Origin of the sequence: Williamsia muralis, assembly GCF_002735905.1 — a bacterium.
Classification (GTDB): domain Bacteria; phylum Actinomycetota; class Actinomycetes; order Mycobacteriales; family Mycobacteriaceae; genus Williamsia; species Williamsia muralis_A.
In genome coordinates this window covers 1,106,288-1,129,153 of the sequence record NZ_PEBD01000010.1, presented here as the reverse complement: position 1 = coordinate 1,129,153, position 22,866 = coordinate 1,106,288, and the positions used below count along the sequence as shown (strand labels likewise).

Annotated in this window: 23 protein-coding genes and 1 pseudogene; 11 read left to right on the top strand and 13 right to left on the bottom strand. The window is 64.6% G+C overall.

The genetic code is table 11. From position 1 onward, the window contains the following. Window positions 1–277 precede the first annotated feature (277 nt). Complete coding sequence (ychF, locus tag CSW57_RS18775; protein WP_023963187.1) at window positions 278–1,357, bottom strand: redox-regulated ATPase YchF; 1,080 nt, start codon at window positions 1,355–1,357, stop codon at window positions 278–280. A 69-nt stretch (window positions 1,358–1,426) separates the two neighbouring features. Then, window positions 1,427–2,653: an AI-2E family transporter gene (locus CSW57_RS18770; RefSeq protein ID WP_099384605.1), complete on the bottom strand. Its 1,227-nt coding sequence runs from the start codon at window positions 2,651–2,653 to the stop codon at window positions 1,427–1,429. 101 nt (window positions 2,654–2,754) lie between these two features. Between CSW57_RS18770 and CSW57_RS18765 the strand changes: the two genes are divergently transcribed. Further along, window positions 2,755–3,867, top strand: a complete 1,113-nt coding sequence (locus CSW57_RS18765; protein ID WP_189339317.1) for a DNA glycosylase AlkZ-like family protein — start codon at window positions 2,755–2,757, stop codon at window positions 3,865–3,867. Window positions 3,868–3,870: 3 nt separating this feature from the next. On the opposite strand, the gene CSW57_RS18760 is transcribed toward CSW57_RS18765, so the two are convergent. Beyond that, window positions 3,871–4,125, bottom strand: a complete 255-nt coding sequence (locus CSW57_RS18760) for a hypothetical protein (RefSeq protein WP_143696580.1) — start codon at window positions 4,123–4,125, stop codon at window positions 3,871–3,873. A 217-nt stretch (window positions 4,126–4,342) separates the two neighbouring features. On the opposite strand from CSW57_RS18760, the gene CSW57_RS18755 reads away from it, so the two are divergent. From CSW57_RS18755 to CSW57_RS18735, 5 genes are all read left to right on the top strand, one after another. Next, entirely contained in the window at window positions 4,343–5,860 is a 1,518-nt protein-coding gene (locus CSW57_RS18755) for an AlkA N-terminal domain-containing protein (protein ID WP_099384078.1), read from the top strand. Beyond that, window positions 5,860–6,363: a methylated-DNA--[protein]-cysteine S-methyltransferase gene (locus CSW57_RS18750; RefSeq protein ID WP_099384077.1), complete on the top strand. Its 504-nt coding sequence runs from the start codon at window positions 5,860–5,862 to the stop codon at window positions 6,361–6,363. Before CSW57_RS18755 ends, CSW57_RS18750 begins: the two co-directional genes overlap by 1 nt. 51 nt (window positions 6,364–6,414) lie before the next feature. Further along, window positions 6,415–7,566 (top strand): DNA recombination protein RmuC, encoded by a 1,152-nt coding sequence (locus tag CSW57_RS18745; protein WP_099384076.1) that lies wholly within the window; start codon window positions 6,415–6,417, stop codon window positions 7,564–7,566. 140 nt (window positions 7,567–7,706) lie between these two features. Continuing rightward, window positions 7,707–8,201: a hypothetical protein gene (locus CSW57_RS18740; RefSeq protein WP_143696579.1), complete on the top strand. Its 495-nt coding sequence runs from the start codon at window positions 7,707–7,709 to the stop codon at window positions 8,199–8,201. A 70-nt stretch (window positions 8,202–8,271) separates the two neighbouring features. Next, the gene (locus CSW57_RS18735) at window positions 8,272–9,090 is read left to right on the top strand and encodes a DUF6542 domain-containing protein (RefSeq protein WP_143696578.1); all 819 of its coding nucleotides are present in this window, start codon (window positions 8,272–8,274) and stop codon (window positions 9,088–9,090) included. A gap of 10 nt (window positions 9,091–9,100) precedes the next feature. Here the strand turns inward: CSW57_RS18735 and CSW57_RS18730 are convergent, their stop codons facing one another. Both CSW57_RS18730 and CSW57_RS18725 read right to left on the bottom strand, forming a co-directional pair. Further along, window positions 9,101–9,661, bottom strand: a complete 561-nt coding sequence (locus tag CSW57_RS18730; RefSeq protein ID WP_099384073.1) for a nucleosidase — start codon at window positions 9,659–9,661, stop codon at window positions 9,101–9,103. Then, the gene (locus tag CSW57_RS18725) at window positions 9,658–10,464 is read right to left on the bottom strand and encodes a fructosamine kinase family protein (RefSeq protein WP_099384072.1); all 807 of its coding nucleotides are present in this window, start codon (window positions 10,462–10,464) and stop codon (window positions 9,658–9,660) included. The genes CSW57_RS18730 and CSW57_RS18725 overlap by 4 nt, the downstream gene beginning before the upstream one ends. 6 nt (window positions 10,465–10,470) lie before the next feature. On the opposite strand from CSW57_RS18725, the gene nadE reads away from it, so the two are divergent. Beyond that, complete coding sequence (nadE, locus tag CSW57_RS18720) at window positions 10,471–11,295, top strand: ammonia-dependent NAD(+) synthetase (protein ID WP_099384071.1); 825 nt, start codon at window positions 10,471–10,473, stop codon at window positions 11,293–11,295. Here nadE and CSW57_RS18715 read toward each other — a convergent pair. The 4 genes and pseudogenes from CSW57_RS18715 to trhO all read right to left on the bottom strand — a co-directional run bounded on the left by CSW57_RS18715 (window position 11,264) and on the right by trhO (window position 15,708). Further along, window positions 11,264–12,214, bottom strand: coding sequence for an SDR family oxidoreductase (locus CSW57_RS18715; RefSeq protein ID WP_099384070.1), 951 nt, complete (start codon window positions 12,212–12,214; stop codon window positions 11,264–11,266). The genes nadE and CSW57_RS18715 overlap by 32 nt on opposite strands. A 529-nt stretch (window positions 12,215–12,743) precedes the next feature. Then, window positions 12,744–13,658 (bottom strand): annotated as a pseudogene (locus tag CSW57_RS24880) (N-acetylmuramoyl-L-alanine amidase); the annotation flags it as partial. Window positions 13,659–13,816: 158 nt separating this feature from the next. Further along, window positions 13,817–14,854: a CobW family GTP-binding protein gene (locus tag CSW57_RS18705; RefSeq protein ID WP_099384069.1), complete on the bottom strand. Its 1,038-nt coding sequence runs from the start codon at window positions 14,852–14,854 to the stop codon at window positions 13,817–13,819. Next, window positions 14,851–15,708: an oxygen-dependent tRNA uridine(34) hydroxylase TrhO gene (gene trhO, locus CSW57_RS18700; RefSeq protein ID WP_099384068.1), complete on the bottom strand. Its 858-nt coding sequence runs from the start codon at window positions 15,706–15,708 to the stop codon at window positions 14,851–14,853. Before trhO ends, CSW57_RS18705 begins: the two co-directional genes overlap by 4 nt. Before the next feature lie 18 nt (window positions 15,709–15,726). Between trhO and CSW57_RS18695 the strand changes: the two genes are divergently transcribed. Together CSW57_RS18695 and CSW57_RS18690 are read left to right on the top strand one after the other, a co-directional pair. After that, a complete protein-coding gene (locus CSW57_RS18695) occupies window positions 15,727–16,422 on the top strand; it encodes a hypothetical protein (protein WP_099384067.1) in 696 nt (231 codons plus the stop codon). Window positions 16,423–16,511: 89 nt separating this feature from the next. Then, the gene (locus CSW57_RS18690; protein WP_099384066.1) at window positions 16,512–17,012 is read left to right on the top strand and encodes a DUF4190 domain-containing protein; all 501 of its coding nucleotides are present in this window, start codon (window positions 16,512–16,514) and stop codon (window positions 17,010–17,012) included. A gap of 18 nt (window positions 17,013–17,030) precedes the next feature. Here the strand turns inward: CSW57_RS18690 and CSW57_RS18685 are convergent, their stop codons facing one another. The 3 genes from CSW57_RS18685 to CSW57_RS18675 are packed head-to-tail and all read right to left on the bottom strand — an operon-like array spanning window position 17,031 to window position 19,123. After that, a complete protein-coding gene (locus CSW57_RS18685; protein ID WP_099384603.1) occupies window positions 17,031–17,666 on the bottom strand; it encodes an LON peptidase substrate-binding domain-containing protein in 636 nt (211 codons plus the stop codon). 29 nt (window positions 17,667–17,695) lie between these two features. Beyond that, window positions 17,696–18,523: an oxygenase MpaB family protein gene (locus CSW57_RS18680; RefSeq protein WP_223249341.1), complete on the bottom strand. Its 828-nt coding sequence runs from the start codon at window positions 18,521–18,523 to the stop codon at window positions 17,696–17,698. Window positions 18,524–18,559: 36 nt separating this feature from the next. After that, window positions 18,560–19,123 carry a type 1 glutamine amidotransferase domain-containing protein gene (locus CSW57_RS18675; protein WP_099384064.1) on the bottom strand — a complete coding sequence of 188 codons (564 nt, stop codon included), beginning with the start codon at window positions 19,121–19,123 and terminating at the stop codon, window positions 18,560–18,562. A 514-nt stretch (window positions 19,124–19,637) separates the two neighbouring features. Here CSW57_RS18675 and CSW57_RS18670 point away from each other — a divergent pair. Then, the gene (locus tag CSW57_RS18670; RefSeq protein WP_189339315.1) at window positions 19,638–20,210 is read left to right on the top strand and encodes a sigma-70 family RNA polymerase sigma factor; all 573 of its coding nucleotides are present in this window, start codon (window positions 19,638–19,640) and stop codon (window positions 20,208–20,210) included. A 117-nt stretch (window positions 20,211–20,327) separates the two neighbouring features. Then, window positions 20,328–21,596 (top strand): cation:proton antiporter, encoded by a 1,269-nt coding sequence (locus tag CSW57_RS18665; protein ID WP_262982257.1) that lies wholly within the window; start codon window positions 20,328–20,330, stop codon window positions 21,594–21,596. Between the two features lie 14 nt (window positions 21,597–21,610). Here CSW57_RS18665 and CSW57_RS18660 read toward each other — a convergent pair whose 3' ends face one another. Further along, window positions 21,611–22,819 carry an RtcB family protein gene (locus tag CSW57_RS18660; protein WP_099384061.1) on the bottom strand — a complete coding sequence of 403 codons (1,209 nt, stop codon included), beginning with the start codon at window positions 22,817–22,819 and terminating at the stop codon, window positions 21,611–21,613. Window positions 22,820–22,866: the final 47 nt, after the last annotated feature.

The following is a 22,866-nucleotide window of genomic DNA, read 5'->3' as shown; positions in this document are numbered from 1 at the left end:
CTTACCAACGGGTTGCCCGCGAACACAGGAGCAGCAATGACAGAGGCTGGTGATCCACTGCGACGAGTGCGGTTCTATGGTTTACAAGATCTCTTTGTCGGCTGGTACGTACCGAGGATGGCGCGGATCGCTCACGGTTTCAGCATCGGCGAACCCGCGACACACATCAACAACGTCGTGACTACCGCGAGATCGAACGGACCTCCCCGGAATTCGAAGGCGCCGGAAGCCGAGACTGACGAGCGTCGATGCTGCGAGACGTTGAGCCGATACTCAATCACACGTTGAAGCGGAACTCGACCACATCCCCGTCGGCCATCACGTAATCCTTGCCTTCCATCCGGACCTTGCCTGCAGCTTTTGCCGCAGCCATCGAGCCGGCGGCGTCGAGGTCGTCGAATGACACGATCTCGGCTTTGATGAAGCCCTTTTCGAAGTCGGTGTGGATGACACCTGCAGCCTTGGGAGCGGTGTCGCCCTTGTGAATTGTCCACGCGCGCGACTCTTTTGGTCCCGCGGTGAGGTAGGTCTGCAGCCCAAGGGTGTGGAATCCCGCGCGGGCCAGTGAATGCAGGCCGGGCTCGTCCTGGCCGATGGAGTCGAGAAGTTCCTGGGCATCCTCGGCGTCGAGCTCGAGCAACTCGCTCTCCACCTTTGCGTCCAGGAACACAGCGTCGGCCGGGGCCACAACAGCTTTGAGTTCAGCGATGCGGTCGGCGTCGGTGAGCACGGACTCATCGGCGTTGAACACGTAAAGGAACGGCTTGGTGGTCATCAGATGCAGCTCACGGAGTTTCGCGAAGTCCAGGGAGTCCTTTTGTGAAAACAGGGTCTTGCCTTCGTCGAGCACCTTCTGCGCGGCCTGGGCAGCCGCCACGACCTCGACGAGGTCCTTGTTCTTCCGCGAATCCTTCTCCAGCCGCGGCAGCGCCTTCTCGAGCGTCTGCATGTCGGCGAGGATGAGTTCGGTCTCGATCACCTCGATGTCGGACACCGGATCGACCCGGCCGTCCACGTGCACCACATCGTCATCGGCGAAGACACGCACCACCTGGCAGATGGCTTCGGCTTCGCGGATGTTGGCGAGAAATTGGTTACCCATACCCTCGCCCTCGGAGGCACCCTTGACGATGCCCGCGATGTCGACAAACGACACCGTGGCCGGCAGGATCCGCTCGCTGGAGAAGATCTCCGCGAGCCGGGCCAGCCGCGAGTCGGGCAACTCCACCACACCGATGTTGGGCTCGATCGTGGCGAACGGGTAGTTCGCGGCGAGCACATCGTTGCGGGTCAGCGCGTTGAAAAGGGTGGATTTGCCGACGTTGGGCAGTCCGACGATACCGAGGGTAAGACTCACAACCGACCAGTCTAGTTGCCGCCCGGAGCACGTCGGCGCGCCGTACGATCCCCGGCGCCGCGCAAGTGCCTACGTGGGTTCGGGATCGGCGGGCAATTCGTCCTTGGGAACCACCAGATCGTCGTCCTCTTCTTCCGCTTCCACCGTTTCGCCGGCGCGGATGGCGATCTGCTCGTCGAGGTACCTCAGGATCACCGTTCCCACCGCCGCGACCGGGACCGCCAGGAAGGCACCGACGATGCCGAACAGCGATCCACCGAGCGACACCGACAGCAAGACGATGACGGCATGCATGTTCATCGACCGCGATTGCAGCCACGGCTGCAGCACGTTTCCTTCCAACTGCTGTACGGCCACGATGATGCCCAGCACGATCAGGGCGGTCCACACACCGTTGCCCACCAAGGCCACCAACACCGCCAGCGCGCCGGCCACAAACGCACCGACAATCGGGATGAACCCGCCCATGAATGTGATGATGGCGAGCGCATACGCAAGTGGCACACCGAGAATCACCAGGCCGAGCCCGATCAGTACAGCGTCGATCAAGCTGACCAGCGCCTGGGTCCGGATGAAGGCACCCAGCGTCGACCACACCCTCGTCATCACCTCTGCGAGGTGCTCTGCGACCGGCTGGCCGCTCGTCCGGCGGAGCCACGGCACGAATCGCGGTCCGTCCTTGAGGAAGAAGAACACCAGGAAGATCACTGTGAACAGCGTGATCAGAACAGACGTCGCCGCGGTGACGCCGGAGAAGACACCCGAGGCGATGGTCGCGCTCGAATCCTGGATGCGGCTGGTGATGGCGTCCACGCCGTCGTTGAGCTGATCCTCGCTGAACCTGAACGGCGGACCGTGCAGCCACTCCTGCACCTTCTCGACACCCTCTGTGGCCTGGTTCGCCAGGTCGGTGGACTGGTCGACGACCGATGGTGCGATCGCTCCCATCACCCCGGACACCACCGCCAACGCCAGGACCAGGACCAAACCGGAGGCTGCGGCAGGCGCGACACCCTTGGACCGCAACCAACGCACGGGCGGCCACAGCACCGTGCAGACGATGATCGCGATGGCGATGGGCAACAGAATCGTCCACAACTTACCGATGGCCCACGCTGCGATCCACGCGGCGATCGTGATCAGGATGATCCGGAGACTGTGCTTGGCCGTCCACGCCATACCGTTGCCGATCACCCTGCCACGGGTGGGGTGAGACCGGCGGCGTGGACCGGTCACGGACTTGGTGACCTTGGGCCGAACTTGCTCCGACGCGTCGTCCGACGGTGTTGTTGCCATGGTGTGATCGTCACATATGAGGTCGACCGGGACCGAACTCGACATCGAACGGCTCACAGGATGTCGCCGATGCTCCGTACGGTTGTCACGAGGAGGTCATCATGCAGTCGATCCGTCGCGAACAGATTCTCGCTGCCCGGTGGTTCGCTCAGCAACTCGAACGCCCTGCCGGAACCGGTGACGACTGCGCTCTGCTCGACTTCGGTGTCCAGGACACCGGACCCGACGGCGCCCCTTGGGCTTTGACGATCCGGGGAATGTCAGCGGCCGCGATCGATGGTCTCACCGTCGCCTGGACGGTGCGTGGAGCGCCACACTATTACCGGCGGGCCGACCTCGGTGATGTCGCGGTGGCGGTCAGCCCCTACTCGCCACTGGATGCCGCCAAACGGATTTTCGACGCCAACAAGAAGTTCAAGGACGCGGGCGTCGACACCCTGGTGGCGCTGCGAGAGCTCGCCCATACGATGCGCGCCATCGTCACCGACACGATGGTGAAGGGCGAGATGTCGAGCCGGTTGACCACGGAGCTACCGGAGCACCACCTACGAGACTGCAAACCGTGCGGCGCGGTGCACCCACATGAGCAGACGTTTCGGCTCGCGGCTCTGCAGGCCGGTCTCGAACTGGTCCCGAACACCAGTCCACCGGTGTTGCACAGGGTGAAGGGGCTGCGGCCCAACGAATTCCGTAGGCCGGGCACCGATGCGTCCCCACGGTTCGACCTCATCCGCAACTACCTGCGGTTCTACGGTCCTTCCACGGCCCAAGAGGTGGCGGCGTTCTTGGACGCACCGGTGAAAGAAGTCAAAGCGTACTGGCCCGACGACATTCTCGATGTCGACGTGGAAGGTCAGGGCAAATCCGCGTTGGTCGACGCGATCGACCTACTGACCGATCCCCCACAGCCGACGGCTGTCCGTCTCGCCGGACCCTATGACGCTTTGCTGCAAGGACGGGATCGAGAGATGCTGGTTCCCGACATCGATCGCCGTAAAGCCGTGTGGCCGGTTCTGGGCAGACCGGGAGTGATTTTTGCCGCAGCCGAACCGGTGGGCACATGGCGTCCGGCCAAGGCGGGCAAGAAGCTTCGGATCAAGGTTGAGCCGTGGGTCCGTCACACCACCAAAATGCAGAAAGCCATCGCTGCCGAGGCCGAGAGATTGGCCCGGTTCCGAGGCGTCGAACTCGCCGGCATCGACACTGTGGAGTGATGCTCAGGCGCGTCGGCGCTGTAGCCAGCGGAACATCCCGCCGACCGCGTCGAGGTCTTGCTGCACCGGATCCACGTCCTTCGGCTGCGGCAGATCCGTACCCGTGGCGGGCCGGACCGACCCGGCAGAAGCGTTCTTCTCGGCCTCGATCGCCGACCGCACCGACTGTTCGCCGTAGAGACCCATCATGATCTCGACACCCCAGCCGGGAAACTGCGACAACGGCGCCTCTTTGCGTCCCCATCGTGTTACGTACATATTTCCACTCTGGCACGGGTTGGACGTTTTGTCCGCCTTTTCCTGCGCAAAGAGCCTGAAGGTCGGCCGCTACGGACCTGCCTTCGGAGCTGGTAGGTGATCTGGGACACAGCGTCTCACGGTGACCGGCAGGCTTGCGTGAGCGGCCTGGAACCCCCGTGACGGCCGCGTCCGATTCCCGCTAGTAAGAGCGTCGGAATACTGCCAGAGTGGTGCCATGCCCACCACCGCGATCAGTGCGAGCCAACTCGACTTTGACCGTTGCTTCCGCGCGCTACAGGCACGCGACTCCCGGTTCGACGGTCAGTTCTTCGTGGCGGTGCGCACCACCGGCATCTATTGCCGGCCATCGTGTCCGGCCATCACGCCCAAGCCTGGCAATGTCTCGTTTGTCCTGACCGCCGCGGCCGCCCAGCAGAACGGTTATCGCGCCTGCCGTCGTTGCCTCCCCGATGCCGTCCCGGGTTCGCCGCGCTGGAACATCAACTCCGACCTCGCCTCACGCGCCATGCGGCTGATCGAGGACGGCATCGTGGACCGGGGCGGCGTGAACGGCCTGGCGGAGCACCTCGGATACTCCCCACGTCAACTCGGGCGGGTTCTCGGCGAACAGATCGGCGCCGGACCACTCGCCCTGGCCAGGGCCTACCGGGCCACCACCGCGCGGATGCTCATCCAGTGCACCACGATGCCGATGTCGGACATCGCATTCGCCGCCGGCTTCGCCAGCATCCGGCAGTTCAACGACACGGTGCGTGAGGTGTTCGCCCAGACGCCCACCGCTCTGCGTGCCAAAGGTGCCACCAACGCACCCGGTGCCACCGGCAGTGCTGTCACACTCAAACTCGCTGTCCGCCAACCATTCACACCGCCCTGGTTGCAGTGGTTCCTGTCCGGTCACGCCGTTGCGGGTGTGGAGAGCTGGGATGGCCGTATCTACCGGCGTTCGATGTCGCTTCCGCACGGGCCGGTGATCGTGGGCCTGGAGATCTTGTCCGATCATGTCCGCGCCGACCTCCGGTTGCACGACATGCGCGACCTGGGGGTCGCGGTGCATCGCATCCGGCAGTTGCTGGATCTTGACGCCGACGTGGCCGCGGCCAACGAGGTCCTCACGGCGGATCCTGCTCTGGCACCCCTGGTCGCCGAACGCCCGGGCATCCGGGCCCCCGGATGTACCGACGCCTTCGAAGTTCTCTTACGTACGATGATCGGCCAGCAGATCTCCTTACCTGCCGCACGGACCCACGCCGCCAAACTGGTTGCGGCCTTGGGGGAACCGCTGACCGAACCGGACGGCGACATCACCCACCTCTTCCCCAAGGCCGACGCGGTGGCCGAGCGAGGGATGCAGGTGCTCACCGGACCGGCCGCCCGCACCTCGGCCATCGTCGACGTGAGCCGAGCCGTAGCCGACGGTCACCTCACCATCCATCCCGGGATGCCGGCAGCAGAGGTACGTACCCACCTACTCGCCCAACGCGGAATCGGTTCGTGGACGGCGGACTACGTGACGATGCGCCTGCTCAACAACCCCGATGTGTTGCTCAGCACCGACCTGGTGCTCAAACGCTCGGCTCAGGACCTGGGGATCGATCTCGGCGCCACCGGACACTGGTCGCCGTGGCGCTCGTACGCATCGATGCACCTGTGGGCCCATGCACTCGCGCGAACGGTCCCGATGCTGGCGCCCGCACCCACCTCCATACCTGCACCCACGAGAGAGAAAATCTGATGAGTACAGCCGCCTGGTCCACCATCTCGACACCCACCGGACCGTTCACCATGATCGTCGACAGCGACGGTCAGGTGCTCGCCTCCGGGTGGTCCGACGACCCCGAATACCTCAAAGCCCTTGTCCACAAGTCGATCCGTCCGCTGACGTTGGTGGACAAGCCCGATCTGGGTGATGTCACCACTGCCGCGAAGACCTACCACCAAGGCGACGTGACGGCCATCGACAACATCCCCGTCCGGCAACGATCGGGTGAGTTCCTCGAACATGCCTGGGACGTGCTGCGAGAAGTGCCCGCCGGGGCTCCGGTCAGCTACGCGGAGTACGCCGCCCGCAGCGGCAGGCCCGCCGCGATCCGCGCTGCTGCGAGCGCATGTGCCCGCAACGCCGCGGCCCTGTTCGTCCCTTGTCATCGAGTGCTGCGTACCGACAAGACCCTCGGGGGTTTCCGGTACGGCCTCGACGTCAAACGATGGCTGATCGCCCACGAAGAACGGGCCTGAGACCACCGCGCCTCCCCGACGATGTCCGACCCGTGATGCACCATCGACACCATGGGTACCACCGCAGTTCTGCTGCTCGTCCTCGGGCTGGTGATCGGCTTCGCGCTCGGGTGGTTTGTGCACGCCGGCCGATCCAACACCGAAGTGGCTGTCGCGCGGGCGGAGGCCGAAGCCGCGCACGCCAATCACGAATTGCTGGTCCGATCGTTGTCGGCAGCCAGCGAGGATGCCGCCCGTCGCCAGTCCGGGGCGATCGGGCAGCAGGTCTCGCACATCGTCGGCCCGCTGCGTGACACGCTCGACTCGCTCGCGGGCGAACTGCGCCGCACCGAACGCAACCGCATCGCGGCCTACGCGGGCCTTTCCGAGCAGGTCACCGGAATGCGCCAGACCACAGCACATCTGGGGTCGCAGGCCGAACAATTGGCCGGTGCGCTGCGTTCCCCACAAGCCCGCGGACGGTGGGGCGAGCTGCACCTCGAGCGCGTGATCGAGGCGGCGGGTCTGCAGCGGCACTGCGACTTCACGACGCAGGCTGCCGGAACCACCAACGACTCGAGCCGCGTCCGGCCCGACCTCGTGGTGCATCTTCCCGGAGGCAAAGACATCGTCATCGATGCCAAGGTCCCGTTGTCGGCATATCTGGACGCCTCTGAGAGCACCGACCCGACCGCACGCGCCCAGGGCTACCGCGCCCACGCCCGCGCTTTGCGCGCCCACGTTCAGCACCTGTCGTCGAAGTCCTACTGGGAATCAGTCGACAGCTCACCCGAGTTCGTGGTCCTGTTCGTCCCGGGCGAGGCCATCCTGGAGATGGCGTGCCGCGCCGACCCAGACCTCCTCGACTTCGGATTCGACCAGAACGTCGTGATCGCCACCCCCACCAATCTGGTGGCCCTGCTTCGGACGATCGCGCTGGGCTGGCGCCAGGAAGCTCTGACCCGAGACGCCCAGCAGATCCACCATCTCGGCAAAGAGTTGTATCAGCGCATCGGAATGGTGACCCGCCACCTCGACAAGCTCGGGGGTTCGCTGTCGAAGGCCGTGGACTCCTACAACGGTGCGATCGGCACCATCGATTCACGGATCACCGTCACCGCGCGCAAGCTCTCCGAACTCGACGCATTCGCAGATCTCGATGACCTCGCCCCGCCGGTTCCGATAGACGCCCAGCCCAGACGCACCGGTGCAGGCCTGGTCTGACCTGCACCGACCGGTCGTCTTGGAATGGACAACACGACTTGGAAGACCCCGTCGCACCGCTTCCTAGTCATCTTCAAGCCCAGTCCAAGCGGCAGACGACACAGTGATTCCAGTTCCCTTCAAAACCTGGAGTCCTTCACATGTATGTCAGCCGCGTTCGTCAGACACCGCCATCCGGAACTCTTCGCAGCGCCGGTGTGGTCAGTGGCTGGCTCCTGACCACCGCCGCCGTGGGAGCCCTCGCATTCGCGGTCGGAGACAACGCCGACCAGGAGCTGACCGGCCAGGTGATCACACCTGCGGCGACCGTCGCCGCCCACGTCGAACCCGCGAACACCGGCTCGGTCGGCAGTGTCCTCACACACGCAAAGGTCACCGCGGCCGTCGTGAACGCGACTCGGACCACCGGGCAACAGCCGGCCTGCAGCAGAGTCGGCTCGACCGACCACGTGCGCAGCCTGCTCACTCGGGAACGAGCCGTGCAGTCGTCGAGCCGGCGCGGACCGCGGACTCTGGCGCGAGCCGCGGACTTCACGTGCCCGCACGCCATCGCCGCGACGTTCACGGGAACCCGAGTGGGGAGCGTTCCCGGGTCGGGTCTGCCGGGCCGGGCCTCGCTCGACGGCCCCCGTTAGCGATACTCGCCACAGCCGATCCGTCGGGTTCGTTACCGGGTTTCTCAGGGTTTACCGGTACGGTCGACATGTGATTTCTGGCCCGCGCTCTCGCTCGGGGGTTCCCCTCGATGAGCAATCCGCACTTCCCACCGCACCCGGGGTTCCGTGGTGGGGCGCGGTGTTGCTCGCCGGTGGCCTGACGGTGTTGGGCGCGATCCTCGCGCTCGCCGGTGACGAAACCAGTCTCGGGTTCGGATTCCGGGCCCTTTATGTGATCGGATGCATCGCGGCGGTACTCGCGGTACGCCGACGTGCGCTCTTCACCGCCGTCACACAACCCCCGCTCATCCTGTTCGTCGTCGCGGTTGTGACCCTCTACTTCCTGGTGTCGGACAGTGACTCCGGCGTGAAGCGGCTGATCTTCAACGTGGCTCTTCCGGTTGCCAAGCTCTTTCCTCTGATGGGCTGGACCTTTGTCGCGGTGCTCGCGATCGCGGCGGCCCGGGTATGGCTGACTCATCCCAAGAAGACTGTGGTCCTCACCAAGAGCGATCGACGCCCGGCCACGGGTCGACGCCCTGCCGCATCCACGGACACTCCGCCACGAACCCGTGCAAGCCGGTCCGGCGAGTCGACGCCACCCGCAGCAACCACCTCGCGGTCGCGAAGTGGCCAAGCGCCTCGCGCCGGCACCGCCCGATCCACCGAGCCGCCCGAACGCGCTGCCAACCGGGCATCGGATCCGGCTGCAGCCCCTCGCCGCCGCCGGGCTGTTCCGGAAGCCCCCGAGCCGCGTCGTCGGCGTGCATCGTCATACGACGACCCACCGCCGCCGGGTGCACGGGCCTACCGGGCACCCGATGATCTGACCAACGCCCCCAGGCTCCGGTACCGCGAACCCAGCTGAGTCCCCTGGGTCAGCACGCGTCCGCGACGTGGGTTCTGAGCCAGTCGCCGAGGAGTCCTGCCACCGCATCCACCCTGGCGGGCCAGTCCATGGCCTGCGCATCTGCCTCGTCGCTGACCACCTTGACCAGGCGGCAGAGCGCCCCGAACTCTCCGGCAGCCCGGGCGATCGCGAAACCCTCCATGTCGACCAGCGCCGCCCGATGCGCCAGCGCATCGCGGTGAGCTGGGTCGGCCACAAAGGTGTCTCCGGTGGCCAGTTCGCTGCCGTCCCCGTCAGGCAGTTCGATCCGGTCCACCACCGGGTATCCCATCGCGGTGAGAGCGGCACTGCTGATGTCGTGTTGATGCACCACCGATGGCACGTACAGGCCGGCCGTCGAAGGCCGGAGAGCTCCGGCGGTGCCCACGTTGATCACGGTCACCGACGCGGGGTCGGGATGGGCCGCCAACGACCGGGTCACCGCGATCGAAGCAGCGACCTTGCCGATCCCACAGATGAGCAACGGCAGTTCGGCAGGCACATGGGCTGCCTCTGATCGGGTGGCCGACACCACCAGGATGTTGCTCAACGCGCCAGCTCCAGCGTGCGGCGGGCCGCCCGGCCCAGTTCGACCCCGTAGTGCGGACCATGGCCGGCCGCGTGCACGGCCAGCGGATGCAACTGATGCAACGCAATCCGCTCGTACCAACCGGGTTCCAGCGGGTGGGTGTCCTGATACCCCTCGATGACCGACCCCAACTCCGGGCAGCCGAACAACGCCAACATCGCCAGATCTGTCTCACGGTGTCCGCCGTGCGCCGCAGGATCGATCATCACCACCCCTTTCGATGTCCACATCACGTTTCCGTTCCACAGATCACCATGGATTCGTGCCGCGCGCTCGCCGTCGTCGAACGCCCCACTGGCGATCACCTCGCACGCCGCTCTGGTGTCCGATTCGTCGGCCGCACCAAGGTTTCCCGCGGACACCGCATCGTCGAGAAATGGGAGCACTCGCTGGCGGGCGTAGAAGGCGCCCCACGTGGCGGTCGGGTCTGACGGCATGGGTCGCCGGCCGATGAACATCTGGCCGTCGAAATCAGGTGGCCCGCTTCCGAATTGATCAGCCCCCGCATCATGCATTCTCGCCAGGGCGGACCCGAAGTCGCGGGCGGCGGCCTTGCCGGGCGCCGATGTCGGCACTCTGGCCAAGGTGATGTGATCGGCTCCCACATCCAACACCCGCACGACAGGAGCTCCGGCGGCGGCGAGCCACCGGAGACCGGCCGCCTCGGCCATGAAGAAATCGGGGTGCACTCCGGGCTGATGCTTGCGGTACTCGTCTGCGCTCACCCGTCCAGCGTGCCGGATCACCGTAGGGCGCACTACCATCGCCTCATGACCAGCCTGCAGAAGCGCATCATCACCGAGCTCGAGGTGTCGGACACCATCGACCCCGGAGCAGAAGTGGAACGGCGAGTAGCCTTCCTCAAGCAGTACCTGAAGGCTGCGGGCTCGGCAGGATTCATCCTCGGAATCAGCGGCGGTCAGGACTCCTGCCTCACCGGCAAACTGTGCCAGCTGGCGGTCGAGGGCCTGCGATCAGAAGGAACCGAAGCCACCTTCGTCGCCGTAAGGCTTCCCTACGGCGAACAAGCCGACGAAGACGACGCCCAGATCGCATTGTCGTTCATCGCGCCAGACCGATCGGTGGTGTGCAACGTCAAACCGGGATCAGACGCCACTGCCGAGGAAGTCGTCCAGACGATCGGCGAACCGCTCGAAGACCTGGTCCGCGGCAACATCAAGGCCCGCGAACGCATGGTGCTGCAGTACGCCATCGCCGCTCACGACAACCTCCTGGTGGTCGGTACCGATCACGCGGCGGAGGCCGTCACCGGATTCTTCACCAAGTACGGCGACGGGGGCGTGGACATCACTCCCCTCACCGGATTGACCAAACGACAAGGGGCACAGATCCTCCGGCATCTCGGTGCACCAGACTCGGTGACCTCGAAGGTTCCCACCGCCGACCTCGAAGATGATCGGCCGGCGTTGCCGGACGAAGAGGTGCTGGGTGTCACCTACAGCCAGATCGACGACTACCTCGAGGGCCACGAGGTGGACGGTCAGGTGGCCGAGCGGATCGAATCACTGTTTCTGCGCACCCGCCACAAGCGAACGGTACCGGTCAGCCCTTTTGACGACTGGTGGACGAGCTAGTATTCGAATCCGACTGCACGGCAAGAGCTTCGAAGTTGCGACCACTCACTCTCGCCAGCTGGTCGAACCGGTTGTTGGCAATACGCATGACCACCTCGTACGGCAGGGCGAACTTGCGGGCCACCCAGTAGCCGAACCGGATGTCCAGCGAGGTGTACACCATGAACTGGTTTTTGCGCACCCCGCGCAAAATGGCCTGCGCGGCGCGCTCGGGAGAGACGGCCACCTTGTGGAAATGCCCGATCTCCCGCTGAACCTTTGGGTTGTCCCGGTCGATACCGGCGATGTCGACGGTGTTGACCAGTGGCGTGTCGACACCGCCGGGGCACACCAGCGAGACCCCGATCTTGTGGCGGCGCAGGTCCATTCGTAACACCTCGGACACGCCGCGCACCCCGAACTTGCTGGCGCTGTATGCCGCGTGCCAGGGCAGTGCGAGCAGCCCCGCCGCCGACGACACATTGACCAGATGGCCCCCACGGCCACGGCGCACGATCTGCGGAACGAAACACTCGATGATGTGGATCGGGCCCATCAAGTTGACGTCGACCATTTTCTTCCAGTGACGGTGCTCCAGGTTTTCCACTGTGCCCCAAGCGGATACACCGGCGATGTTCATCACCACGTCCATCACACCGACCTCGGCGTCCACCTGCTGGGCGAACCGGCGCACCCACTCGTAGTCCGAGACGTCACCGGGACGATGGAACAGGATCTTGCCGTCGGCGCGCTTGATCTCTGCGACGGTCTCGTCGAGATTGTCGGCGGCGATGTCGGTGAGCACGAGCGCTGCACCCTCACACGCGGCCGCGACGGCCGTGGCTTTGCCGATCCCGCTCCCCGCACCGGTAATCAGGACACGCCTGCCCTGCAAGGTGGGCACTGGAGCCTTCATCACCAACAGATCTCGAACACTCATGACCCAACCCTACGGGTCACGTCCGTACTCAGATAGGGAGTTTGCCGCCAAACATCTCGTAGACGACTGACAACATCGCCTGCAGTACCTGGGATGCGGCGTCACTTCCCTCGCTGGACAGCAGACCCTCGATGGCCTCGGGATCGTCGGTCTGCGTCAGCTGACCGAGCAGCGGCAGAATCGCCTGCAGACCACTCAGATCGATTCCCTCACTCTGCTCGGTGGTGGGTGTTGTGGACTGCTGACCGGCCAGAGGCAACTGCGGGAACCCGATACCCGGTGAGGGAGTCGTGGTGGTCGTCTTCGGTGTTGTCGAGGGCGTGGTTGCCTTCGGGGTGCCCGTCGAGGGGGTCGTCGTCGACCGCGCAGGTGTTGACGGGGTGGTCACCGACGGCGCCGTGGTGGAGGGCGCGGTGGTCGGCGGCGTGGTCGTCGAAGGTGCGGCCGGGGCGACCGGCGATGCCGCCGGTGTGGTCGGCTGCGTACCCGCGGCGGAGGGCGCGGCCGTCGTCGGCGAGGTTCCGGTCGTCGACGCCGTAGCAGTGGTAGGCGTGGTGCCCGTGGTGGGGGCGGTCGCCGGGGCCGGTGCGGTGGCACCGGTCAGCAAGTACCTGATGGCGCCGTCGACGATGGCGATGGCGTACTTGAGCTGGCCCTCAGCACCCGACAACGCAGCTGCATCAGCCGGGTTCGACAGGTTGCCCAGCTCGGCGAAGACGTCCGGCACCTTCGTCAGGTTGACGGCCGCAATGTCCGCGCGGGTCTGCAGTCCGTCCTGCGCGCCGGCGTAGTTCGCGGGCGCAAACCCTGCACTCTTGAATGCGTCACGCATCTGCTCGGCGGCCTTGCGCCCCTTGCCCGACTGCACCTCGTTCACGGCGGCGTCAGGAATGGGCAGTTCGGGCACGATGATGTGGAAGCCGCTCTTACCCGCATCTGTGCCAGGCGAGGTCGAGTCCGCGTGGATGTTCACGGCCAGGTCTGCATTCGAGGCGTTGGCCGCGTTGGCCCGCTCATCGATGCACCCTCCCCACCCGGCGTCATCCTGGCGACTCAGGACAACCTTGGCGCCCTGGCTCTCGAGCCCAGCCTTGACCAGCTGGGTGATGTCCCAGTTGACCTTGTGCTCGGGCACCCCATCAGGGCTGGTGGCACCGGTGGTCTGGCACGGCTTGGTGCCTCCACGCCCGTCGGGAACCGGCTTGTTCAGGTCGTTGCCCGCAGCCGATCCCTGATGTCCGGGGTCGAGGAAAACAGTCTTGCCTGCCAGCGTGTTCCCTTGTGGCGGTGCAGGTTCGGCATTGGCCGCTGTGGGCATCGCGATCAGGGAGGCCGCAACAGCCAGGGAGGTGAGCCCGGCGACGCGGAGGTTCTTCTTGGTCACGGTGTTCCTTTCGAGTACGCCTGAAATTTGAGTCCGAGTTCCACCCGATGGGCGCAACATCAGTCACAATATTCACTTCAGTAACAGTCAAGCAGTAGTTGAGACTTTTGGGAAATTGCCGACCTGCAGCTCAGAAACCGTTGTTGGCTTGTGATCTGGTCGATGCGTAACTGTGCGGCGGCACAGGTCGTGACAGGCAGATCCGCAGGTACCCTGCGCTACCGCAGGTAGCGGGTGAGGCTGAGCATGGCCTGCTTGTCGACGTCGCCGTCGGCGCGAGCGTCCAGCAGGACCCGGCGCACCTGTTCCTCGTCGATGCCCACCCCGATCACCACGAGTTCGGCACGCCGTGGCTCGTCCTTCTCCCAACGTTGGGCGTGAACCGTCACGTAGTTCCCCACGGTGTGCAGGACGTACTTCTGTCGATGCCCCACCACGTCGAAAAAGACGAATCCCTTGATTCGGAACACACCCGCAGGCGGTTGTTCGAGAAAGGTCGCCAGCGCCCGCGGGTTCATCGGGGCGCTCTCGGTCACGGACACCGACTGGTAGTCGTGGTGCAGGTGTCCGCAATGCTCCTCGCTGCCGTCTTCGCCGGCCAGATCCTCGGCCAGCAGCAGCTCGTCGAGACCCAGCTGTCGCGGCGCCTTGTCATCCACGGGCTTCTCGTCGGCATCCAACAGCAGCTCGACGTCGATCGCGGAGTCGCTGGTCGCGACGATCGGCGCCGTGGCGTTTCGCTCGCGTAGCCGGTCGCGCACGGCGTCGACCGACGATTCCTGGGCCAGGTCCACCTTGTTCATCACGATAATGTCGGCGAGCGCCACATGCTGATCGATCTGCGGATGACGCTCCCGTGTGGCCTCATAATTCGCCGCATCGACCAAGTAGACGAGACCGCCGTACTCGATTCGCGGATGAGTGCTCGCCGCGACCATCCGCACCAGATTGCGCGGCTCGGCCAGGCCGCTCGCCTCCACCACGATCAGGTCCAGAGCGGCGCGCGGAGTGGTCAGCGCAGCAAAGGTGGCCTCCAGTCCCTCGTCGTCGACTGTGCAGCACATGCAGCCATTGCCGAGCGCCACCGTGCCGTCGACCTGACCCGCCACCAGCATCGCGTCGATGTTCACCGCTCCGAAGTCGTTGACCACCACCCCGATTCGCAGACCGGCCCGGTTGCGGAGGAGGTGGTTGAGCAGTGTTGTCTTGCCGGCGCCCAAGAACCCCGCGACTATCAGAACGGGAACGGTCTTCATCGCTCCGGTCCGGCGAGGCAGTCGCGGCAGACGACAACGAGGTCTCTGCCGTCGGCGTCGGGATAGTTGGCGACGTTCTTGGTGGCTGCGCCACACCGCGTGCAATGGCCGATGACCTTTGCGTGGTCAGAGAAGTCGACGCTCATTCGCTTGTCGAAGACGTAGAGCGAGCCCTCCCACAAGCCGTCGTCGCCGAATTGTTCGCCGTACCGGACGATTCCGCCGTCCAGCTGATACACCTCACCGAACCCGCGGTTGCGCATCAGAACCGACAGCACCTCGCACCGCACACCGCCGGTGCAGTAGGTGACAACGGGCTTGTCCTTGAGGTGGTCGTAGTCACCGCGCTCGATGACCTCCAAAAAGTCGCGGGTGGTCTGCGTCGGTGGCACCACCGCGTCGCGGAAACGACCGATTTGCGCCTCGATCGCGTTTCGGCCATCGAAGAACACGACGTCGTCTCCGCGGTCCGCGACCAGTTGATGGAGAGCCTCGGGCGTGAGGTGCGCACCCCCGCCGACGACGCCGCTGTCATCGACCCGCACTTCGTCCGGCGCCCCGAATGTGACGATCTCCGGACGGACCTTGACACTGAGGCGAGGAAAATCGTCGCCGGCGCCGTCGGACCACTTGATGTCTGCATTTTTGAACGCCGGATACGCCCGGGTGCCGCGGACGTAGCGCTTTACCGCGGTGATGTCGCCGCCGACGGTGCTGTTGATGCCGTGCTCGGAGATGATGATCCGGCCCGTCACGCCCGCCGACTCGCATAAAGTTTGCTGCCAAAGGCGGATTGCCTCTGGATCGGCCAGCGGCGTGAAGACGTAGAACAGCACGATCTTGGGTGTCGACACACGGGTAAGGGTACGGACATGTGGAACAGATCGATCGCCGTGGCCATCGCAGCCGTCGCGACCGCGGTGGTGCTCGGCGGCTGCTTTCCGGAGGACGGCCCCACCCGCACGGAACTGCCGCCCACCGACGAATTGTCCACCGAGCAATCGGTGACCTCCACCACCACGACCACACGGAGCACCACGGCCGGGCGATCACAGGGCTTCACCGTTGCCACTGCGATCAGCACCGCGCCCCGCGTAGACAACAGCATGTATCACCAGGCCGCGCAGACACAGGACGGTCCGATAGAGGACACCTCGCAGTTTCATTTCGCGACCGCAGACGGCGCGGTCAACTGCTCCACCGTGCAGCGTGACCGGCCCACTCTTGCGTGCGAGCCCACCAACCCCACCGGCGGCTCCACGACCACCCGCGACTACTGCAACTGGGAGGCCGACTACGTTGTCCTCACCGACACCCCCACCCAGGGGACCTGTGCCGACACACCGTGGGTGTGGGTTCGGGGCTCGGTGCTGCCCACCGGCTCCACCATCTCCGTCGGCACCTTCCAATGTCTGAACGACGATTCCGGCCTGTACTGCCTGAACACCCGATCACTCAACGGGTTTGCCCTGCGCGGCGGTGAGTACCGAGCCTTGTCCGGCGCCGATCCGGCCCCCGCCGCGCTGACCGACGGCGGTGAGGAATCCACCGCCACACCCGGGCGCTAGCCGGATACACTCGGCACACGAATCGGGCCGCTGCCTGACCAACTCCAGCTGAGCCCGAGTGCTCCAGTCGAGCCTGAAAGGTGACGGCCATGACCTATCCCCCGCCGTACGAGCCACCCTCCAACGATCCGCTGCGCAAACAGGATCCGGGCGCCGGCGACAATCCGCCGCCCGCGGACCCCGGATTCGGCTACCAGCAGCCCGGATTCGGCCAGCCCGACTACGGTCAGCAGGGCTACGGCCAGCCGAATTATGGGCAGCAGGGCTACGGCCAGCCGAGCTACGGTCAGGTGCCTGGGTACAACCCGGCGGGGTATCCCTACACCCCCGTCGCCCAGACCAACACCAGTGCGGTGATCTCGCTGGTGCTGGGCATCGGCGCATTTGTGCTCGTGTGCGGCCTGGTCAGCATTCCCGCGGTGATCTTCGGCAACAAGGCGATCAAAGAGATCGACCAATCTCAGGGAACGCAGAGCGGCAAGGGCATGGCGCAGGCCGGACAGATCCTCGGCTGGATCGGAATCGCGATCTCGGTGATAGGGATCATCGGCTTTGTCATCCTGGTCGCGGCAAGCTCCGGATCGAGCTGACCACCGCCACTCAGGCGGTCAATTACTCGGCAATCCCGAGAACTCGATGACCGCGATCAAGTCGTCGAGAGCTTGGCAGAGTGCATCGATACGCTCTGCAGTCGTCGGAGCAGACAGAATGCGCAGTCGATCGGCCGGGCCGAGACCCAGCCGCACAGCAGTGCCGTAGACCTTCGTCTCCACGGTCTCGTCGTTGTCGAGCGGTTCGATGAGGCGATCGCCGACCGCGATTCCCCGGATCCGCATCAGCGCTTCGGCCAACGAGTCGAGTCGGTGGACCACCGGCTGGAGGTCGAGGTTCAGCTCGTCGGTCTGCGGCGTCGGCCACAGCTCGATGTCGGCCTTCGGATACGGGTCGTCGGGCAGCCATGACCTCACCCGGAAGCGTTCGGTACCCACGCACGACAGGTGATAGCGGCCATCGGGACGTGGACTGCACTCCTCTATGGAGGCAAGAGTGCCGACGTCGACGCGTTCTTCGCCGCCGCCCACCTCGTGGCCTCGGGCGATCAGGACGACGCCAAAGGTGTTGTCGCCGTCCGCGGACGTGCAGTCGACGACCATCGTCCGGTAGCGAGGTTCGAACACCTGCAAGCTCAACGGTTCGCCGGGCAGCAGCGTCATCCCCAGCGGAAACATCGGGTGTGCGCTCATGTCACCCAGCATGCCTGGCTGCGGGCACCTCAGAACACCCGGATCCCAGCGCGTCGCCGCAGCCGCACGTCCAATACCTGAGCCCGCATCATCAGCTTCAGCACGGGCGCAAGACGATCAACCACTGCCATCACCCGCCGGATGTCGTCGAAGGCACGCTGCTGAGCGGGCGACCAGCGAAGACCCATCTCGTCACGGAATGGCTGGGGCAGGCTGCCCGTGGTCATGAACAGGTAGGGCTTTCCGAGCGTCAAGTGGAGCAAGGTGCCCACCGGACCCACGTGACCTCTCAGGAAACTGAGGTCCGCGATGGCCAGTAGATGCTCGCGCACCGCAGGGTCGATGCGGATCGATCCGAGTTGCTCTTCCCAGTAGCGCTCGAATTGTTCTCGGTCGGCCGGCCACATGTGCGGTCGCACATTGAGAGTTGTCCCCAATGTGGCCGCGTCTTGATAGATGGCATCAGCCTGCTCAGGAGGTATCGGTCCGTACAGAAACTCGTATTGGTCGACGAACCAGCGGTACAGGCACGCGGCAACCCACAGTTGGAGACGCGGGTCGTTGGCGCTGTACTTCACGGGACTGTCTGCGGTGGACACCACTTGCTTATGAACGGAGCGAAGTTGCTCTCGCACGAAGTTTCTGTCCCCTTCGTCGCCCATCACCGCGACGGCGAGAAAAGAAAAAGTCGTGCGGGCCCGTTTCACCGGATGAATGAAGACATTCCCAGAGTCGACCCGGCTTTCCCGAACGCCGCGGCCCACAGGCGCGATCGCCAATTGCATGATGACGTTCGCCGTGTTGTTCGCGCTGCCCATGAGGGTCAGCAAATCCGCAGTTCTCGTGGGTGTCCGCACCGGTTCCCCCCTATTTCAGGGTGATGATGCCCGATGTCACCTGTTGTCGGCAGCGAACTCGCGGATCAATGCATCACAGAATGCAGGTAGGTCGTCTGGCTTGCGGCTGGTGATCAGTGTGTTCGAACCCGCATTGTCGACAACCACTTCCTCATCGGTCCACTGCCCACCGGCGTTGGTGATGTCGGTGCGCAGGCTGGGCCACGATGTCAGCTTGCGGTCGGACACCACACCGGCCTCGATGAGCGTCCACGGGGCATGACAGATCGCGGCTACCGGTTTGCCCTCGGTGAAGAAGCCGGAGATGAACTTGACGGCTTCGTCGTTCATCCGCAAATTGTCGGGATTTGCGACACCGCCCGGCAGGACCAAGGCATCGAAGTCCGCAGAGGGAACCTCGGCGACCACCTTGTCGACGGGGAATTGGTCAGCTTTGTCGAGATGGTTGAAAGCCTGGATCTGCCCTGATTCAAGGGAGACAAGAGACGGTGTTCCGCCGGCTGTCTTGACCGCCTCCCAGGGTTCGGTGAGTTCGACCTGTTCGACACCCTCCGGCGCCACCAAGAATGCGATCTTCTGACCACTCAGTTCGTTTGCCATTGCAACCTCCAGGTCAAAGCGTTGTGCACGTGTGCTTTTGGCGCGTTCTGCACTCGCCGAGCCGGATACCCGGCCCACCATGCCGACAAACAAGCGCCTACCGAGAAACTGTCTGCTGATTGGGCCTAGACGTGAGCTACATCACAGTCTTACCGTGGGGTATGGCATCCAAGACGTATAGCAAACCAGTGATTCACCATTGTCCAGCCTGCGGCCAGCAGATGGAGGTTGAGGTGAAAGAGTTCCGGACGTTCGGGGGCGACACTCACAAGACCAAGACAGAGCCGCACTGCATCAATCCGAATTGCGTCGCCAAACACCATTGAGAGCGACGTTCCCGTCGGTCGAATCCACTTCTACTGACGAGTAGTACCGGCTACACCGGATGCGCGATTGCCAGCGGTCCGCGAAAGCCCTTGCTCGACTTCTCCATACATAATTCAAACCCGTCTCGGGGCCGGGCGATGGACAGCTGCGACTGTAACGGACTGAGAACATGTTCCTATACGGAAATATGACCGACGCACCCGAGACGGACTCAGAGGTCGACCTCGGTCAACTTCTCCAGCGTGTCTCCGCAGGAGACGAAGCGGCGTTTCGGCGATTGCACGACGCCACCCGAGCACGTCTGTTCGGGTTGATCTACAAGACCGTTCGGGATCTCGGGTACGCCGAGGAAACCCTGCAAGAGGTTTACATCGAGGTATGGCAGAAGGCCGGTCAGTACCAGCCGGAGATGGGTAGGCCGCTGTCCTGGCTCATGATGATCTGCCACCGGCGGGCGATCGACCGGGTGAGGGCAGAAGAACGGCTACGCAAGAAGACCGCGGTTCTTGCGATGTTCTCGGTCGACATCCCGCAGGGCGGGGCCGATGAGCCCCTCTTGCTGCGCGAGGAGCACCTTCAGATCCGGCGGCACCTCAGCAAACTGTCGAGCCGTCAGCGTCAGAGCATCGACATGGTGTACTTCGCCAACCTGACGCACGGAGAGACCGCGAAGCGTCTGGGCATCTTGGTGCCGACTCTCAAGACCCGTCTTCGCGACGGGATCTTGCGGCTGAGGTCGCAAATCCACGCCGAGGCGTGATCTCGCCCATCTGATCCGTCGCCGAAAACCGGTACCGAGGTTCGGCACCGGCCCTTCGGGGTACGGAGTGGTCATGGTCAGACCACACACCCCGGAGCGCGCGCGCTGAACGTCGAAATCGTCTACGTGTCGGCCGGCGTCGCGCTGCTACTCGCTGCGACCGTTCCCCGACTCTTCCGAGACCGCGCCTTGTCGGCCCCGATGATCGTCCTCGCGATCGGAGCGATCACCGGACTCATCGTCGGGGACACCGGAACCGATCCGGTCTCGCCGTTATCCCATCCGGCCGTGGCCGAGTATCTCACCGAAGCCTGCGTCATCGTGGCGTTGATGGGTGTGGGACTGGCCATCGACCGCCCACTCAACTGGCGCACCTGGAGTTCCACCTGGCGCCTGTTGCTCATCGCGATGCCGCTGTGCATCGCGGGGGTCGCGGTACTCGGTTGGTGGGCCGCCGCCCTCACCCCCGCCGCTGCGGTCCTGCTCGGAGCGGCCCTGGCGCCCACCGACCCAGTGCTGGCGTCAGACGTCCAGGTGGAGGGGCCGACCTCGGGCGAGGGCTCCCATCAGGAGGACGATGAGGTCCGATTCGCGCTGACATCCGAGGCCGGCCTGAACGACGCACTCGCATTCCCGTTCGTGTATCTGGCGATATTCCTGGCGACCAAAGGGCCGATCGAGAACTGGATCGTGCCGTGGCTGGCGTGGGAGCTGGTCGGCAAGATCGTGATCGGTGGTCTGGTCGGCTGGTTCGCCGGGGACCTGCTCGGCCGCGGATTCTTTCGTTTCCCGATCAAACACGCGCGGTTGGCCGATCGCGGTGAGCCGATCGTCGCACTGGCCGCTACTTTCGCGGTGTACGGCCTCACCGAACTCGTCGGCGGCTACGGCTTCCTGGCGGTGTTCGCCTGCGCACTGGCCATCCGCAACGTCGAACGGTCCAGCGGTTACCACGAGGAGATGCACAGTCTCATCGAACAACTCGAGCACGTTCTGACTTTGGTTGTGCTGCTTCTCGTGGGCGCCGCCCTCACCTCTGGGCTGCTGGCCGAACTGACCTGGGGCGGCGTCTTGGTGGGTGTGGCCCTGGTGTTTGTCATACGACCCGTGGTCGGGTGGCTGTCGCTGCAGGGTTGCGCCGACCTCGGCCCCAAAGAACGCAGGGCCACCGCGTTCTTCGGGGTCCGGGGCATCGGCTCGATCTACTACCTCGCCTACGCGGTCGCCGAGACCGACCTGCCGCAGGCGAACATGCTTTGGGCCACACTGTCTTTCACGATCGTGCTTTCGGTGGTGGTGCACGGCGTGAGCGCCGCGAGGGTGATGCGCCTGCTCGAAGGCGAACGCGATGACGCTGCCGCCGCGGACCGAGATCCGAAGCAGTGAGCCACCCCGCGAACTCAGGTTCCCTTGACGTTGAGTACTTGACGCAGTTCGAACTCGATGTCCACGAGCTCTCGCGCGTCACGCATGACAACGTCGATGTCCTTGTAGGCCGCCGGGATCTCGTCGATCCAGTCGGGTCCGTGCCGGTATTCGATGCCGACCATCGCCTTGTCGAGATCTGCCTCGGTGAACCGGCGCTTGGCTTCGGTACGGGAGAACCGGCGACCGGCCCCGTGCGGAGCCGAGCACAAGCCCGAAGCATTCCCCTTGCCGCGCACGACATATGAGCGGGTGCCCATGGAACCCGGGATCACACCACGCACACCCTCGTGTGCATCGATGGCTCCCTTACGGGTCAGCCACACGTCCTTACCCGCATGGCGTTCCTGAACGGTGTAGTTGTGGTGGCAGTTCACCGAGTCCGTCGCAATGTCGGCAGGATCGCCGTCGTGGCCGATCCACTGCGCGAACACCTGTCGGAAGCGATCCATCATCTCCGCGCGGTTCTCGAACGCGAATCGCTGGGCCCACGACAGGTCGGTCAGGTACGCGTCGAACTGCGGTGTCTGCGCCGGCAGGTAGGCGAGATCGGCGTTGGGTAGCCCGATATGCCACTGCTTGCACAACTTCTGAGCGATCTTGATGTGCTTCTGGGCGATCTTGTTGCCGACGCCTCGCGAACCCGAGTGGAGAAACAGCCAGACGCCACCGACGTTGTCGATGCACAACTCGATGAAGTGATTGCCGCCTCCGAGCGAGCCGAGTTGCTCACGCCACTTGGGTGAGTGGGACAGATCCACCCGATCGCTCACGGCGTCCGCGGCCAGCGACGCCACTCGTTCCGCGGTGAACGGGAACCGGTCGAGCGAAAGGTTGTAGTTACCCGGCGACAGCGGGATTGCCGATTCGATCGATGCCCGCAGCACCGACAGATCATGGCCGGCGAGGTCGTCCTCGCTGTATCGGGTTCGCAGTGCGATCATTCCGCAGCCGATGTCGACGCCGACTGCTGCGGGAATCACCGCGTCGATGGTGGGGATGACAGTTCCCACGGCAGAACCCTTGCCTGAGTGGGCATCTGGCATGAGGGCGACATGTGGGTGGACAAACGGCATCGACGCGGTCTCTTTCGCCTGTTCGATCGTGTTGTCGTCGATGTGCGAAGCGAACGACAGGAGTTTGAACGAGTCGATACGTCGGGGCTTTCCCGCATTGCTGTCCATATGTCGGACACTATCGCCGGGGTCAAACCCTTTACGGCCGACAAATG